This is a genomic window from Paenibacillus sp. FSL R10-2778 (genome assembly GCF_038593035.1).
In the GTDB taxonomy this organism is placed as follows: domain Bacteria; phylum Bacillota; class Bacilli; order Paenibacillales; family Paenibacillaceae; genus Paenibacillus_AQ; species Paenibacillus_AQ odorifer.
In genome coordinates this window covers 2,868,407-2,884,034 of record NZ_CP151956.1, presented here as the reverse complement: position 1 = coordinate 2,884,034, position 15,628 = coordinate 2,868,407, and the positions used below count along the sequence as shown (strand labels likewise).

Annotated in this window: 14 protein-coding genes; 2 read left to right on the top strand and 12 right to left on the bottom strand. The window is 41.9% G+C overall.

The annotated features are described in order from the left end of the window. Positions 1 to 94 precede the first annotated feature (94 nt). The 8 genes from NST40_RS12620 to NST40_RS12585 form a co-directional block, all read right to left on the bottom strand. Positions 95 to 1,159 carry a fatty acid desaturase gene (locus NST40_RS12620; protein ID WP_076189903.1) on the bottom strand — a complete coding sequence of 355 codons (1,065 nt, stop codon included), beginning with the start codon at positions 1,157 to 1,159 and terminating at the stop codon, positions 95 to 97. A gap of 143 nt (positions 1,160 to 1,302) precedes the next feature. Next, complete coding sequence (locus tag NST40_RS12615) at positions 1,303 to 2,499, bottom strand: hypothetical protein (RefSeq protein ID WP_342410734.1); 1,197 nt, start codon at positions 2,497 to 2,499, stop codon at positions 1,303 to 1,305. A gap of 14 nt (positions 2,500 to 2,513) precedes the next feature. After that, positions 2,514 to 4,112 carry a response regulator gene (locus tag NST40_RS12610; protein WP_076306336.1) on the bottom strand — a complete coding sequence of 533 codons (1,599 nt, stop codon included), beginning with the start codon at positions 4,110 to 4,112 and terminating at the stop codon, positions 2,514 to 2,516. Positions 4,113 to 4,129: 17 nt separating this feature from the next. Then, the gene (locus NST40_RS12605) at positions 4,130 to 5,449 is read right to left on the bottom strand and encodes an extracellular solute-binding protein (RefSeq protein WP_076218212.1); all 1,320 of its coding nucleotides are present in this window, start codon (positions 5,447 to 5,449) and stop codon (positions 4,130 to 4,132) included. Between the two features lie 62 nt (positions 5,450 to 5,511). Beyond that, positions 5,512 to 7,236: a sensor histidine kinase gene (locus tag NST40_RS12600; protein WP_342410733.1), complete on the bottom strand. Its 1,725-nt coding sequence runs from the start codon at positions 7,234 to 7,236 to the stop codon at positions 5,512 to 5,514. A gap of 83 nt (positions 7,237 to 7,319) precedes the next feature. Further along, positions 7,320 to 8,183, bottom strand: a complete 864-nt coding sequence (locus NST40_RS12595) for a carbohydrate ABC transporter permease (RefSeq protein ID WP_038570403.1) — start codon at positions 8,181 to 8,183, stop codon at positions 7,320 to 7,322. After that, on the bottom strand, positions 8,180 to 9,133 hold the full coding sequence (locus NST40_RS12590; RefSeq protein ID WP_036686279.1) for a sugar ABC transporter permease: 954 nt from the start codon (positions 9,131 to 9,133) through the stop codon (positions 8,180 to 8,182). Before NST40_RS12590 ends, NST40_RS12595 begins: the two co-directional genes overlap by 4 nt. A 103-nt stretch (positions 9,134 to 9,236) precedes the next feature. Continuing rightward, complete coding sequence (locus tag NST40_RS12585; protein ID WP_076125933.1) at positions 9,237 to 10,595, bottom strand: extracellular solute-binding protein; 1,359 nt, start codon at positions 10,593 to 10,595, stop codon at positions 9,237 to 9,239. A 270-nt stretch (positions 10,596 to 10,865) separates the two neighbouring features. Between NST40_RS12585 and NST40_RS12580 the strand changes: the two genes are divergently transcribed. After that, positions 10,866 to 11,078: a hypothetical protein gene (locus tag NST40_RS12580; protein ID WP_076125931.1), complete on the top strand. Its 213-nt coding sequence runs from the start codon at positions 10,866 to 10,868 to the stop codon at positions 11,076 to 11,078. Between the two features lie 78 nt (positions 11,079 to 11,156). On the opposite strand, the gene NST40_RS12575 is transcribed toward NST40_RS12580, so the two are convergent. From NST40_RS12575 to NST40_RS12560, 4 genes are all read right to left on the bottom strand, one after another. Continuing rightward, positions 11,157 to 11,318: a hypothetical protein gene (locus tag NST40_RS12575; protein ID WP_172628809.1), complete on the bottom strand. Its 162-nt coding sequence runs from the start codon at positions 11,316 to 11,318 to the stop codon at positions 11,157 to 11,159. Positions 11,319 to 11,462: 144 nt separating this feature from the next. Then, positions 11,463 to 12,356, bottom strand: coding sequence for a polysaccharide deacetylase family protein (locus NST40_RS12570; RefSeq protein WP_341002238.1), 894 nt, complete (start codon positions 12,354 to 12,356; stop codon positions 11,463 to 11,465). 144 nt (positions 12,357 to 12,500) lie between these two features. Next, complete coding sequence (locus NST40_RS12565) at positions 12,501 to 13,094, bottom strand: TIGR00730 family Rossman fold protein (protein WP_076125930.1); 594 nt, start codon at positions 13,092 to 13,094, stop codon at positions 12,501 to 12,503. An 89-nt stretch (positions 13,095 to 13,183) separates the two neighbouring features. Beyond that, positions 13,184 to 14,743, bottom strand: coding sequence for a hypothetical protein (locus NST40_RS12560; protein WP_076275840.1), 1,560 nt, complete (start codon positions 14,741 to 14,743; stop codon positions 13,184 to 13,186). A 194-nt stretch (positions 14,744 to 14,937) separates the two neighbouring features. Between NST40_RS12560 and NST40_RS12555 the strand changes: the two genes are divergently transcribed. After that, positions 14,938 to 15,609 (top strand): tetratricopeptide repeat protein, encoded by a 672-nt coding sequence (locus NST40_RS12555; protein WP_076183453.1) that lies wholly within the window; start codon positions 14,938 to 14,940, stop codon positions 15,607 to 15,609. Positions 15,610 to 15,628 lie beyond the last annotated feature (19 nt).

The following is a 15,628-nucleotide window of genomic DNA, read 5'->3' as shown; positions in this document are numbered from 1 at the left end:
TGAACCACAACGATAAATAGAAAAAAGATTAGAGCGCGAATGAGTTCTCCGGCTCTAACCTTCCATTTTGTGCTATTTGATTACAATGTAGCTATTATTCTCCCTGGAGTCTGGGCTTATGAACTTGCAGGACCTCGCCTGCAGTTTTCGGTTTATTTAATATGGACTTCATCTCTTTGAAGCTAATGAATCGTTTATTTTCCTCATCCCAAAGACGGAAATTAAGGGCCTTCAGGCTGGTACCAATCGTAATTGTTGTTGCTTTTTGTAGCGGTGGCGTCGCGTTATGCGCTTTTTCCAAATTATAGTTTGGCACCTTTGGACTTAAATGATGCACATGGTGGAAGCCGATGTTGCCCGTAATCCATTGCAGCACCTTCGGCAGCTTATAATATGAGCTACCTTCAACCGCGGCCATCACATAACTCCATTCAGATTCATTCTCGAAATAAGAGTCTTCAAACTGATGTTGGACGTAGAACAACCATATGCCGAGAAACCCTGATACAAATGCTACAGGCAGCTGCACCATAAGAAATGCCTGCCAGCCAATCGCCCATATCAGTAAGGCATAAAGCGCTGCGATTGAAATATTCGTCAAATAGGTATTCATCCGCTCTTTGCGTCTAGCACCTTTAACATTGAAACGATACTGAATCATAAATACAGCAATCGGTCCAAGACCAAACATCACGATGGGATTGCGGTAAATCCGGTAATATAGACGTTTCCAGAAGGAAGCCGCTGCGTATTCCTCGACCGTCATAATCCAAATATCGCCGATCCCTCTTTTATCGAGATTACTGGAGCTGGCGTGGTGAATGGAATGACTATGTTTCCACTGCCGATAAGGAACCAGTGTCAGTACACCTGTGATCGTTCCGATAATATCATTCGCTTTACGATTCTTAAAAAACGATCCATGTGTGCAATCATGAAAAATAATAAAAGTTCGAATTACAAATCCTGCTGCAGGAATAGCTAACAGAAGGGTGAGCCAATAGGAAACGGATAAAGAGAAATAAGCTCCGCCCCATAACAGCACAAGTGGTCCTAAAGTATTGATGAGCTGTCTTATACTTGCGTTGCGGTCATTTTTCTCGTAAGGGGCTACACTCTTTTTAAGGCTGGAGAGCTGTGATGTCTGTTTTGTAGTCATCTATATCGTTTCCTCCTTGATGTGTCCGGCTAAGGATCTTTTCATCTACTCTAAGTATAGGTGATGAAGTGTCATCCTATAAGTCATAAACATCAAGTAGAGAGTATGACAAATGTCATACTCTCCTTCTCATTTAAATTACGTTAGCATTGCAGCCAACATCCATCTTCCTTCACTTCGTATTGACCTTTGATCTCACCAATTCCATTAAGGATTAACGAATCTTTATTAAAAGTTGGAGGTTCATCTAGTACGAGGTGCAGTTTATTAATATTTCGAAGGTCAGCTGTATAGTAGCTAATCACTGGCTTTTCCAGAAAATACTCCGCATCATTGATTTGGATTCGTAAATTATTCTTATGAATGCATTTCTCATCTCCACCAATAATACCCATAGGATTAAAACCCGTAGATTTTATATCTCCTTCAATATACAGGTGGTACCCATCAAGGCTGATAAAATCAATGAATTCCTTCTCCCTGATTGTTTTGACCGATTGCATAATATCTTCCGTTTCTTTGCTGATGGATATCTCCTCGAAGGGAATGATGACTTGATCCACAAATTGCTTAAAAAACGCATATAAACTTAACTCCGACTTCATAAACTCTTCTTTCCAATCGGAGCGAAGCTCATCCAGCAGCAAACATATAAACAGACCAGAACCGTAGCAGCTTCTTCTGATATTAGCCGAAGATTCAAGTTCATCTATTAAATACGAACTGAATTTGTGCAATACTTCCTCATTAGGTAGGGTGGATTTTTCGGCATAGGCATTTAATTCAACATACCAAGCGGGTCCTTCCAGCGTTTCGATAAGATATTCATTTAGCACGTACTCCCCAAGCAGTTGTTCTCTTTGTTGACGGATGGCAATAAATCTGTACATTGCGTGATTACGCTCTTCAATAGTAGCTGCCATTACACTAAGATATAAATGATGTCTTTCTTGAATCCGCAATTCCATATTTTCGAGGGATAAAGGGTAGGTAATCATCAATAATTCATCTGCATAACGTTCATCTCCCATCAGGAATTGATAACCGTGAAATAATTCGTGTACACAAATGGCGTACAAGTCTTCTAATTCTTCATGTAATTCCAGATTAACGATGGCTGTAGGGTGATCCTCATATAAGATGATGGTATCTCCTGAGAATTCATTACTCCAAGGAAGCAAATGTGGATGATATCCTACCGTTTTGAATTTGGGATGATTGTACAGATACACGTTATCCTTATTATAAAATGCGAAAGAAACAGCCTCGAACCCTTTCCAATATTTCTGCAGCTTGTGGTTCGTTAAACACTTAACAATCATCTCCAAATGAAATTCCATCCCTTACCTCCTCGTTAATGGCTCTGCTTAGTATGCTCTTCTCGGTATTCTGTTGGTGTTTGACCACTAGCCTTTTTAAAAACCTGTGTAAAATAACGCGGGTCCTGATAACCGACAAGAGGAGCTATCTGATACACTTTTACGTTGCTGCTCTGCAAAATATACTTTGCCCTCTCCATCCGGCAGTGTGTAACATACTCCAAAAAGGTATATCCCGTTATTTGCTTATATAAAGTGCAGAAATGACTGATGCTGAGATCAGCCAGCTCCGCTACTTCCTCAATACTTAAATCTTTATGGTAATTACTCTCAATATAACGTTTCGCTTTCTCGATGGCGCTACGCGTATCCTCGCGGTTCACAGGCTTGTTCCCTTGCTCCAATCGCACACCAAACTCTTCTTTCAGAGCAGAGATCACTTCATTTAAAGTGCCGAGATTGTGCATCTTGCTAAGTAATCCATGCAAGGACCAATCTGAATTTATATTCAAATACTCATAATTTCTATACAAAACAACAATCAGTTCAACAAGAAGACGTTCAGCCATATCCTTAGGAACAGCTTGTGACTCAATAAATAAAGCAAGCTTATCAAATAAAGACCACATCCGGTCTCTATTTAAGGTACGTATACTTTCTATCAGCGCGGTTTCCAGCTCTTTTGGGTATTTCACCTCTTTACTGCTTGGGAACGATATCTCTTCATCAATAAAGACCCCGGCAAGACCCGAATAGAACCGTTGATATAAGGCCTTCGCGGCCAGAGGGTAAACCGTACTTAATTGATCAATGCCTTGTGTGGTGCGGCTGATGCCTACGGAACAAGACTGCTTGGAGTATCTCTTGATTCCCGCTATCAAATGTTCACCAAGTTCTCTCCTGCTGGCGCTTAAAGATCCAGGGAACAGTAGTATCCACTCTCCATTATGAAACGGGAAAACCGTCAGCACGCCATGCTCCAGTGACCATTCTTCCACAATATTGCGGATTGCAAACAGCCATAGCCGTTTTTCTTCTACACTCCATTGACTGCTCAGTGTGGTGTAGTCATCTAACTGGACAACAGCCATGAAATATCCGCTCTCCAGTTCACTGTTCTCCAGCCATTTCAGATGCTCAAGCGGCCTTGCATTTCCCAAAGTGATTTCTGCAAACAGACGTTCACGTGCAAGCAGTGACAGCATCTGGACAGAATGAATCAGCTGATCATTTTGCTTCTGTTCATCCAGCTTAGTTCTGGCGCGGTTTAGCATTTCAACCAGTTCATCATGATCGATCGGCTTCAATAAATAATCAAAAGCACCTTGACGTAATGCTTCTCTTGCATATTCGAACTCTCCGTACCCGCTTATAAAAATAAACACCAGCTTCGGGTTTTTAGACAATACTTCCTTCATCAACGTAATCCCGTCAATTACGGGCATGCGAATATCACTAATCACGATATGTGGTGAAGTGTCTTCTATCAAGCGGAGAGCTAATTCTCCATTTCGGGCCTCTCCCACAATCTCCATCTGAAGATCATTCCATGGAATGGCTGCTTTTAAGCTACGAAGAATAATCGGCTCATCATCCACGATTATTACTTTATATTTCTCTTGTAACTCATCCATTCCCTGCACCTCCAGGATCATTGTACACTTGAGCTTTGGATCAAATTCCAATATTGAATGGAGGATGCCTGCACTTGCTTTAACGCTTGCTCAGCAGACATTTCTCCGTTAATCATCTGTTCTATAACACTCAGGAACGTTTTTTTCACTTCTGGTGACAATACATTATCATAAGGGACAAAGCTCTTGCGGTTAACTTCCATCATATTCATAACTTGCGCGAATACGGGTCCTGTCTTCTCAGGATCAAAGGCGATGCGCATGGACGGAATTCTCAACCCTTCATATACAATCCGAGTCTGAACCTCCTGGGTGTAAAAAGCTTTCATGAGATCGAGTGCAGCCTCCCGCTTCGCTCCGCTTAGTTCGGAGGAAAGACCGATGCCAAATGTATAACCGCCGGCAATCGAAGGTTGTTCCCCCTTCTTCAATGTGGGAAACGGAATAACACCTACCTCATTTTGAAAATCCGTAGGAGCTGCTGTTCCGGCAAATAAATTGATATCCCAGTTTCCGTTCAGATACATCGCAGCCTTGCCGCTCGTAAATAGTCCCACCGCATTTTCTGTGGATAACGCATTCGATTTCGTACTGAAGGCACCTTCTTTGATCCATTGCTCCAAGTGCTGAAAAGCCTTTAAATACGCCTCATTCTGAAAGCTGTCTTGATCTTCACCAGTGATCAGCTTCTCGATCAAGTCGGCGCCGGCATAACGATCCATTAAATAATGTGCAAAAATTCCTGCGGGCCAACGATCCTCGTTGCCAAGTGCAAATGGAATATATCCTGCCGACTTCAGCTTTAGTATGGCAGCATCAAGCTCTTGCAGCGTTTCTGGCGGCTTCAAACCGAGCTTTTCGAATATGGTTTTATTAAAATATAAAGGTTCAGCATTCCCTTCAATGGGCAAGCCATAAATATGGTTGTCAAAGGTCCAGAGATCCAGATCCTTGAATTGATTGGTTAGCGCATTCTCCCGGACGAAATCCGTCAGATCAATCAGACGCTTAGAGCGCACATAGGGCTCAATTTCCGCTCCACCGAACAAAACAAACATATCTGGCGGGGTGCCAGTAACCATCTCGTTCTTCAGCTTTTGATCACGGTGCAACGTCTGATCCACACCTTCAAAGTTAACTTTCACATTTGGATGCTCTAACTGGTATTTGTCCACGATATCTTCATAAATAGTCAACAGTGGCCGATCATGCTCTTTAATCCAGAAATGACGGAAAGTTAATGTGATTTTCTCTGGTGAATCATCTTCAATGGGTTCTTGCTTTCCTAAAGTTATAAATAAAACCGCACCCGAAATCAGCACTAGATATAACCACATCCAGCCCCATTTCAATAACCATTTTTTGATAACATTCTCCCCCTTTCTTTTCGTATGGTCGATTACGGCAGTATTTTTGGTATTCGGATTCGGATGGTTGAACCAAAGCCGGGGGATGAACACACTAGTATGCCGTATGGACTGCCGAATCGAATATTCAAGCGTTCATGCACATTTTTAAGCCCCACGCCGCTATCACTGTATTTCTTCTGAGCAATTCCCTCGTTATCCCAAAGACTCATCATGTTGGCAAGGTCAAAGCCGGGTCCGTTATCTTTTACGATAATGATCATATCCATGCCCATTTCATAGGCCGTAATCTCAATGATCCCTGGGTCCTCCATCTGCTCAATCGCATGATACAGCGCATTCTCAACAATCGGCTGAACGATCAGCTTTTGTGTCATGAACGTCCTAAGACCATCCGAAAGATCTATAACATAAGAGAATTTATCTTCAAAACGAAACTTCTGGATATCCAAATAATGACGGACATGCTCGAACTCCATATGCAGCGGAATCAGCTCCTGATTCTGACTGATGCTGATTCGCAGCAGCTTGCCGAGTGAGATGACCATTTTGCTAATATCTTTATTGCCTTGCAGCACTGCCATCGAATTAATCGATTCGAGTGAATTATAAATAAAATGAGGGTTAATCTGCGCCATTAGCGCTTGCATTTCTGCTTCCTTCTTACGTCCCTGCTCAGTCTCCACCTGCACAAGCAGCTCATTGATCTGCGTGCTCATCCGATTAAAGCCATCAATCAGCAAATCACTTTCATCATCAGCACGATAGGGTGTAGTGATCGGCGTAAATATCCCCTGCTTCACCCGCTTCATCCCGTTAACCGCACTATTAATACTATGAACGAGCCTCCGTACGAAATAGCGGTCGAACAAAATGGCGGATAACAGCGAAACTGTACTTAAAATAATCGCAATATTCCGGATGGATACAGATTCTGACGAGATGAGATTCATAGGTGTAATGGCTACTAAATACCAGGCTGCATTATGAGAAGGTAGGAAGGTTATGAGTGATTTTTCCCCCTGATAGTTGTCGATGTAATAGTCATGTTCCTTAGCATAATCATTTTGTAAAAAGGGGAAATCTGTGCGTTGTCCAATATGTTCACCGGATTTATTAAAAACGATATTTCCTAGCTTGTTGACCAGCAAAATATCCCCCTTCTTGAGGGTTGCTGCTTCCCAGAAAATCTGATCCAATAAATCAGGTTTTACATTAACAACCAGATATCCGATATCTTCGAGAGAATATGAATCTTTGATTACTCTTGCTTGTACAAGTACCGGATTGCCGGAGATCTCCGAGCCATTTTCTCCCGGTCCTGACCACACAGGCCGCCCTTCGGCGCCTTCCATCGCGTCAAACCAGCTTTGTCTCTTCAAGTCCTCAAAAGACATCGATGCATTGTATTGATAAATTAAACGATCTTTACTATAAAAACTAAATGAAGTAATCATTGGATGATCAATGAGATAACTGCTAAGCTCCTGCTTTCGATCATAAGTGATTACAAAGTTCTTCTGCTTCAGTGATTGCTGAACAACCGGCTGCGTAATTTTTGAATTCGTGATCGAGGTGATTTCACTAAGCGCGAATTTAAGCTTTCGATCCGTTTCAAGCAGTGAAATCCAGTAGAAGTTGCTTGATTTTTTCTCCATTGCATTAGAAAAATTAACGTAAGTGACGATCCCCATCAGAATAACCGGAATAAAGACGAGAAGAATAATAGCGAACAAGATTTTACGGCGGAGTTTCATGATATTCCCCTTCCCCCTGCTGTCTCTGTCCTCTAGTATTCTTCACAAAACCGCCTATTCCCTGTAAAGATCAAAAAGTAAGATCAGCTCTTAATAGCTCCTGAAGTAAGTCCAGCAATCACCCAGCGGCTAAATAACAGGAATACAATCAGCAGTGGCAAGGTTGCCGTAAATGTTGCTGACATGATCATTCCGTAGTCTAGACCATCGCGATTGGAGAACAGCTGCTGGAGCGCAATTTGAATTGTGAAATGCTCTTGATTCTTCAGTACCACTAAAGGCCAGAAGAAGTCATTCCAAACGGTCATAAAATTCAGTATACCTAGTGTAGCCATAGCTGGAGTAATGACCGGAATAGCGATGTTCCAGAAGATCCGGAAATGTCCGCCGCCATCGATCCGACCTGCTTCAATCAATTCCGTATGTACAGCTGTAGTGATATACTGCCGCATCCAGAAGATCCCGAAGGCATTAACCATCGCCGGAACAATAAGTGCCTTGAAAGAGTCTATCCAGTGGAGCTTGGCCATAATTACGTAAGTAGGTAATACACCAAGCTGCTGTGGCACAAATAATGTAGCAATTACAAAGTAGAACAGAAAATTTTTAAACGGAAATTCATATTTGGCAAAGGCATAACCTGCCAGTGTACAGAAAAACACGACTGATATTGTAACCATAGATGAGACAAATAAAGAGTTGCCCAAGGCTTGAAAGAAGTCTGTTTTGTCCAGTACCCGCTGGAAATTCTCAAAAAACTGGTCTCCAACCGTAAGCAAAGGTGGCACATGGAATACTGCGCCTCTGTCATTAGTGCCAACTACAAACATCCAATAAAAAGGAAAGATGGACACGAGCGCACCAACAATCAGCAGCAGATAAAATCCTAACTTGCCGATGATCCCTAGATCATCCGGATCTTTTTTAAATACACGCAGCGTACTCACGCTTTACCCCCTCCCGTATCTCCACCCATGCGATTTGAGACCAGCATATTGAGGACAGAGAAAATAATCGTGACCAGGAACAGCAAGACTGCCGTAGCTGCTGCCGTACCAAAAAATCCGTTGCGGAATGCTTCGCTATACAAATAAGTAACCATAGTGATTCCTTCCTGACGTGTAGATCCAGTTCCCGCTTGGCCCAAAAATACATAAGGCTCAGTGAACAGCTGCAAGGCACCTATAGTTGAAAGCAAGGTAACAAATACAATGAATGGCTTCAATAGCGGTAACGTTATAAAGGTTAGCTGTTGTCTTCTGTTCGCACCGTCAATACGTGCCGCTTCATATAGATCCGTAGGGATACTTTGCAAGCCTGATAGAAAAATAATGGCATTATATCCCGTCCAGCGCCACATTACCATCGTAGAAATGGCGATTTTAACGCCCCACCAGCCAGAGTTGAAGGCCATACTATCCAGTCCCAGGCCGTTTAGTATCCAGTTGATCATTCCGTTGTTGCCAAACAGTGTACTGAACACGAGCGTAACCGCAACGATAGACGTAATATTAGGCATAAAAAATAAAACCCGGAACGTCTTCTTAAAGCGAGTCATCGCCGAATTCAACAAAACAGCAATCAATAGAGCTAGTAATATCTGTGGAACAGTACCCATAAGCCCCATAATTAACGTGTTGCTAAAAGAAATCCAAAAGGTCGGATCACTTGTGACCAGATCATAGTTTTTCCACCCTACAAATTTCATAGGATTCAGGGCATCCCATTTAAAGAACGAGAGATAGATCGTGAAAAAGATCGGATATAGTCCAAATATCGAGAACAGAATAAAAAAGGGCGAAATAAACGTGTAAGCAGTGATGCGGCTCCTTCTTTGTTCAGTTAAAAAGCGGCGCTTGCTCTCGGCATGCGGACTTGAAATAACAGGTTGTGCCATGTCACACCTCCAGGTAATCTAACGTGTAAATCCGAATTCACAGAGAATGTTTCACTCTATGAATCCGGACCTTCTAGAAATTGAATTTCATAAGCTTGAAATCTTAGCTGCGTTCAGCCAATGTTTTCGCTTGTTTTACTGCTTCGTTCCATTCTTTGGTCGGATCTGCTTTTTTCTCCAACACATTTTTCAAGGCGTTTTTGAAGAAAGTATCGGTTTGGTCATGAAGCGGACCGTAGTATACAGGTTTTACCCGGTTTGCTGCTTTACCGAATTCTACAGCGGTTTGTTGTCCACCGAAGAAATCATCTTTGAAATCTACGAATGCAGGATCTTCATACAGGGCAGGAATGGAAGGCATAAGGCCTTTGGTTTTGAAAGATTCCAGTTGGTTTTCCTTGTTATCCATCCATGCGATAAAGTCATAAGCTTCTTTCGAGTGTTTGCCTTCTTTTGGCAGCGTCAGGAACGAGCCACCCCAGTTACCAGCACCTTCAGGGAGCTGAGCAATTTTCCATTTGCCAGAGGAGTCTGGAGCATTACTCTTAACATTTCCCGCCATCCAAGCTGGTCCCATAACTACTGCAAATGAACCGTCGTTCATGCCTTGACCCCATTCAGGAGACCAGAGCATAACATTGCTGATCCAGCCTTCTTGAATACCTTTAACCGTGAAATCATAAGCTTTTTTGACTTGCGGATTGGTATCTCCGATAAAGCTGCCATCAGCTTTGCTGAAATAGATTTCATCAGCAGATTGGTCACGCAAAGCATTAAAGGTAAGATCCGTAAGGTCTACAAATGGTTTGCCTGTTTTATCTTTAAAAGCTTTGGCAACAGCTGCGAACTTATCCCAAGTATCAATAGCAGCGCCGAATCCTTCTGAATCACTTGGCAGCCCAGCTTCTTCAGCCAAATCTGTGCGGTAATATACAACCGTTGGACCGATATCTGTTGGAAGACCTAGCTGGAAGCTGCCATCTACGGAAGAAGCTTGTTTCCATTTCCAATCCAGATAGTTGGCTTGAATATCTTTGGCACCCAGATCATTCAGGTTATAGAACTTGTCCTGAGCGTTGATGAAACGTTCCATGAAACCGATTTCAAGTTGGAAAATATCAGGCGCACCCGATCCAGCCGACAAAGCAGTGGTCAAATTATTATGGTGAGCGGTTTGGTCACCGGTATTTTGCACTTTGATCGTAATGTTTGGATGTTCCTTAGTGTACTCCTTCGCTAAATCCTCGTAGTTCACGTTGCCCAGTGTCCAGAAAGAAAGTTCGATTTTCTCAGCCGGTTCTGTTCCCTCATCCTTAGTAGGTTCACTTGTGCTTGCTGCGTTGTTACCTGCATTTTTGTTTGATGTGTTGTTGTTCTCGGCGTTGTTGCCTCCGCATGCTGCCAGTGAACCTACGAGCATGATAGCGACTAACGATAGCGCCAAGTGTTTTACTTTATTCATTCCCCTGTACCCCTTTCAAAGGTTTCTCTTACAAGAATTAGTGTACAGGGTTTAAATTCTTTTTTTGAGGAGGTAAACTTCCGATTTATGGTGGAAATAATTACGAAACCATTCATATCTATGTTATGTCTAAGGAGGGAGTATAAAATTTCGTCCAAATATGTTCCTCACAGAATACGTGTACTTCATCTTAAATTGGATTTCTTGTGCTTCCGCAGGTATACTATTTTTATTTCTTACTTCATTACATGATCAAAGGAGTTATTTCCCATGCCCATTAACCGCCCGCTGCTAAGCGACAGCGATTTCCAAGAAGCCGTTGACCGCAAATTACCTGTTCGTGTATTTCAGGACGATCATTTAGTAAATTCAGGAGCAACCGTTGTCCGCTTCACTGATTTCGATGTTGTTATTCAATCTAGAGTTAGTGATCTGACTTACTACTCACGCAAGAGCTGCGAATTTTTTGAGGTTAGACCCTAAAGAAAGCCGGAATGCAATGATCTCTAGGATCATCGCGTTCCGGCTTTCTTTAACAGACATAGGGTATAGCTTTCATCTTTAATTTTTGTTGTAGGTGCTGTACGCTTTCATTTTCTCATTCAGAACTTCCTGGAAACTCATTCTCTTCTTGTCTGCTTTTCCTTGCTTGGGATTGACCACGGGCTGAGGTCTAAAAAACTGATGATTGTAAGCCATAAGATTATGTACGATCACATTCATTGGATTTCAACCTCCTTCCGTGATGTTACTGAAATTTGCATTTCTGCTTGGTTACTTACGGCTTATTTACCCAGCTTCGCCAAAGTTTAAACAGTTTTATCAGATTCATATTAAAAAATGAAAAAGTGCACCCTTTACAATATGCTAAATACATCTTTGTAAATCACGTATGTCTTTCCACGAAATAAGTTTAATCTCCTCATTAATAATCAATTCCTTAATTTCAATATCATTTAAAAGACGATATTCCAATTCTCTTTCTGTATAACATTTCGTTATTGCTATTAATTGATCTGTTATTTTAGATGGATGTATAGTTAACTGTGTTATTCCAGGTTTTAAATTCTTTAACAATTCAGTTAATCTCATTTTCATTTTGCTATATTCCGCAGCAGGGTAAAAACAGTAAGGAAGAGAAATTATATCATCGATTAATAAAATCCCCCTTTCTTTTGCTGAAGAAATTCTTTTTTGAAACAATTTCAACTGATCATTATTAAAAAAGGGTTGTTCTAATATCCTAATAGGTAAATTAAAGGGCAGGCGGTACTTTTCACACAAATCAAATATTATTTCTATAAAATCTCGCCCAGTGTATAACCCCATGATACTCCCCCCATGACTATCCAGATGAGTTGGATCAATGTCTTGTACGATTGCACTTTGGATTTGCGATTCTAACTCTAATCTAATCTCGTCATCAGCAGCGTTTCTTTCCAGAAGAGTGGCATCTTGATGAAAATACCCTTCCCCCGTAATTAAGCTACTCAAGATTTTTTCTTTGAATACTGGTTGATACGGATATTTCTCGCCACTCGTTAGCGTTAGATGAATTCCAATATTCTTTATTCCTTTCCAATTAATTATCTTTATAGCGTCATTTGAGTCTGGGCAAGGCATCATAATAGATGTGGATGTTATAGCTTTTCCTTCAAATAAGTTAACAATAGCTTCATTAGTTCCTTTAGTTATTCCGAAATCGTCAGCATTAATTATTAACAGACGGTCGTCAGCCGCAAAGCCTAATTTTCGAATCATAAGCCTTCCCCCTATTACTAAATGATTTTACAAAAAGAAAAAAAATAAGAACGTAGACACCGTGAAGTGTTTGCGTCCTTATTTTGAATAGCGTGCTAAACCAAAACCAATTATTCGCACCTTAGAGCAGTGGAAACCTTGAATCTAGCGCTGAGACGGGAACCTTGCTTTCCCCTTCTCATCATTATTATGATCCACTCGCCCTCTCATCAGTTCAAGCAGATATTCGGGTTCTGAGTTCATATGCAGCATTTGAAGTGCAGTTTTTGGTGCAAAACCTTCAGCCACACTATGGGAGATCAGGGCTTGCAGTGGATTAAAATAACCTCGAACATTCAGCAGCCCTATAGGCTTCTGATGAATACCAATCTGCATCCAGCACAGAATTTCAAATAGCTCATCGAAGGTTCCAAGACCTCCCGGCAAAGCAATAAAAGCATCCGCCATACCGCTCATTACCGCCTTACGTTCATGCATACTAGAGACCTCAATCAGATTCGTCAATCCGGAGTGTCTGATTTCATCTTGAAAAAGATCCACTGGCATAATTCCTACAGCTTCGCCACCATTAGCGAGTACCCCGTCCGCAACCTGTCCCATAAGGCCATTCCGCGAACCTCCATAGACCAACCTACAGCCTTGTGCCGCTATATGATAACCTAATTCCCTAGCCATTTCCGTATATTCAGAGTTAAGACCTGGATTCGATCCGGCAAACACACATATTGTAAAAGCCATTCCTATCACTCCAGACTGGTTATTATGGTGAAATTGAGATTAATTCACTTATTGTACCTCAGAATATTAATATATGTGTTAAATGTAAGTCATCTTTTTGTTTGTAATGTTAATTGGTACAGCGTACTATTCCACTCCGCAAATAGACCTGTAGCTTTGGCCAAAGCCGCTGCTGGCACTAGAGAAGTGTAGCTTACTTTAATGGATTCTGCTGACGGTAATGAAATTTTCTTCCCAGCTTTCGTCAACGTCAGTTCCCCCTCCAAAGACAGGGTATATCCCAGACTTTCTGCTACATCCCTAATCGGTACTTTTACACTTCCATCCATAAAAATAGCAGACTGTGCGGAATCCATTTTTTGACCATCTACAATTACAGTAACAGGCTTTAAAATAGGAGATATAGTAAAAGGACGTGAATCAACCGCGCTAATTCCGAGTTGACCAAACCTATTTGTTCCCCAAGCCACAGCTGTTCCATCCTTCAGGACTGCATACTTACTATTCTCACCCATGGCAAAAGAAACAGGATCACTCAATCCTTTTATTAACTTAGGCTGCGTAAAAACTAAACGGTTGTCGGTTGATGGTTGGGTACTCCAAGTCCACACGGTGCCATCTTTTTTAACAGCTGCAAAGTTGTCTAAATCCAGCGTAAGTTTTGAGATCGTTTTTACGGTTGTAATCTTTTGCAGACCTTGTAGTGAGGTACCAGCTTTCCATACCCAGTATTCTCCTTTTTTATTGCCAACAAGATTGAACCCGTTTTTCGTCTGGACAGATACAATATCCGTAAGACCTGGCATCTTGCTCATCGTGACTTCGTTATAATTATTGCTGTCAATTGTTCCCCAGACGCTCCCGCTCTCGGTTAAAGCCAGTATACTGCGATCGCTCATAGAGACGGACTTTACATGGTATAAATCCTTAACTGGGGTCGGTTTCTTCATCACATTCGTGTTCTCTGTTTGCGGGATAGCACTCCAAATCCACAGGGTACCGTTAGTTCGAATGGCGGCATGATAAATACTGCTTCCGATCCACTTCACTTCGCTCAAACCCTGTACCTTAGTGGCAGCAGGCAGCTCTGTATAGCCCACATCTGAAGCTTCTGGAGGATTCCACTGGAGTAGACTTCCATCGTTTCTCAAAGCTAATGCACTATGCAATCCTGACGATATACTAACCACATCACTCATTCCTGAGATCCCTTGAGGAAGCAGAACCTTGTGTTGTTTAGCACTTGCCCCATTGCCAGCTTCTGCTACACTCTTATCCCGATAATCTCCCCAAGCTTTAACCGTACCATCTTCGTTAAGCGCTACATAGTACGCTTCGCCGATCGCCAGCTGTTTCGTATGTTCAAGCCCAGCTATTTTATGGGGAGTAATCGTCCACCCCTCAGGCCCGGCGGTACCATTAGCAAATTGACCAAAAACATTACTCCCCCAGGACCAAACATTTCCGTCAGTTCCCACCGCAAAAGAGCTTCCACCCCAAAAACCAGGCGAAGCAACAATCTCCTTAATCCCACCCAACTTCCCAGGTGATGGAGCTGCACTTATAACTTGAGGGACTGACAATGCAGTCACCAGACTTGAACAAACCAACAAACTAAACAGCCTTAGCTTCCTTGAAAATAAGTGCATCTTGATTTTCCCTTCTTATGATATTATTGTAATTATTATTTCTATTACACTAAGACGCTATAAAGCTGACAAAAGTTGTAGTTTATCTTAAATCCCGGGATTCAGATTGGTTTGAATTATGATATAATTACGCTGCCTTAGATCTGCTCTTATTCAACCGCAATACCGGAACCAAATGATCATGGAGGGAAATCATGCTTAAATTTATAGGTATTATGATGCTTTTCAGATTAGTGGGCAACCCTTTTCTGGCTTTATTCATCCTGCTTGTTATCTTGTATTTCTTAGATCGGCGATACGTGGGAATTTTCCCTAGTATTACAAAGCCCTTCAAACGGGTGCGGCAAATCTCCAAGCTGCGCACAACAGTATCTTTGAATCCAAATGATGTTTCTGCTAAATTTGATTTAGCCCGGAATCTGTCAGAACGTAAAAAATACAAGGAAGCCAAGGATATCCTGCTACAGATCGAAGACCGTTACGAACAATCTGCCGAATATTGGGTGGAGCTGGGTCATGTGAATCTTAAGCTGGGCGCTTTGGAAGAAGGCGAAGATCAGATGCTTCGAGGTCTAGAAATTAACCGAAAAGCCCAATATGGTCAGCCATATCTTCGGTTAGCGGAAACCTTCCGCCATACAGATCACGATAAAGCGTTGCATTACGTTACTCAATTTCAAGAGATTCAGTCTTCCTCTAGTGAAGCCTATTATTTAGCCGGCTCCATGTACAAAGCATTGGGCAGAACTGAGGATGCTAAACGTGCTTTCGACGAATCCACCGCCATCTACCGTTCGCTACCCAAATATAAAAAACGGCAAGAACGCGGCTGGGCGTTACGTAGCTTTTTTGCCAAAATGAAATAAACTTTGTACTTATATTTTC

Coding starts and splice junctions, on each gene's coding strand:
- NST40_RS12590 (WP_036686279.1), bottom strand. CDS start 9,133: ATGGCACAACCTGTTATTTCAAGTCCGCATGCCGAGAGCAAGCGCCGC.
- NST40_RS12565 (WP_076125930.1), bottom strand. CDS start 13,094: ATGGCTTTTACAATATGTGTGTTTGCCGGATCGAATCCAGGTCTTAAC.
- NST40_RS12605 (WP_076218212.1), bottom strand. CDS start 5,449: ATGTGGTTATATCTAGTGCTGATTTCGGGTGCGGTTTTATTTATAACT.
- NST40_RS12610 (WP_076306336.1), bottom strand. CDS start 4,112: ATGGATGAGTTACAAGAGAAATATAAAGTAATAATCGTGGATGATGAG.
- NST40_RS12580 (WP_076125931.1), top strand. CDS start 10,866: ATGCCCATTAACCGCCCGCTGCTAAGCGACAGCGATTTCCAAGAAGCC.
- NST40_RS12560 (WP_076275840.1), bottom strand. CDS start 14,743: ATGCACTTATTTTCAAGGAAGCTAAGGCTGTTTAGTTTGTTGGTTTGT.
- NST40_RS12585 (WP_076125933.1), bottom strand. CDS start 10,595: ATGAATAAAGTAAAACACTTGGCGCTATCGTTAGTCGCTATCATGCTC.
- NST40_RS12615 (WP_342410734.1), bottom strand. CDS start 2,499: ATGGAATTTCATTTGGAGATGATTGTTAAGTGTTTAACGAACCACAAG.
- NST40_RS12620 (WP_076189903.1), bottom strand. CDS start 1,159: ATGACTACAAAACAGACATCACAGCTCTCCAGCCTTAAAAAGAGTGTA.
- NST40_RS12555 (WP_076183453.1), top strand. CDS start 14,938: ATGCTTAAATTTATAGGTATTATGATGCTTTTCAGATTAGTGGGCAAC.
- NST40_RS12600 (WP_342410733.1), bottom strand. CDS start 7,236: ATGAAACTCCGCCGTAAAATCTTGTTCGCTATTATTCTTCTCGTCTTT.
- NST40_RS12570 (WP_341002238.1), bottom strand. CDS start 12,356: ATGATTCGAAAATTAGGCTTTGCGGCTGACGACCGTCTGTTAATAATT.
- NST40_RS12575 (WP_172628809.1), bottom strand. CDS start 11,318: ATGAATGTGATCGTACATAATCTTATGGCTTACAATCATCAGTTTTTT.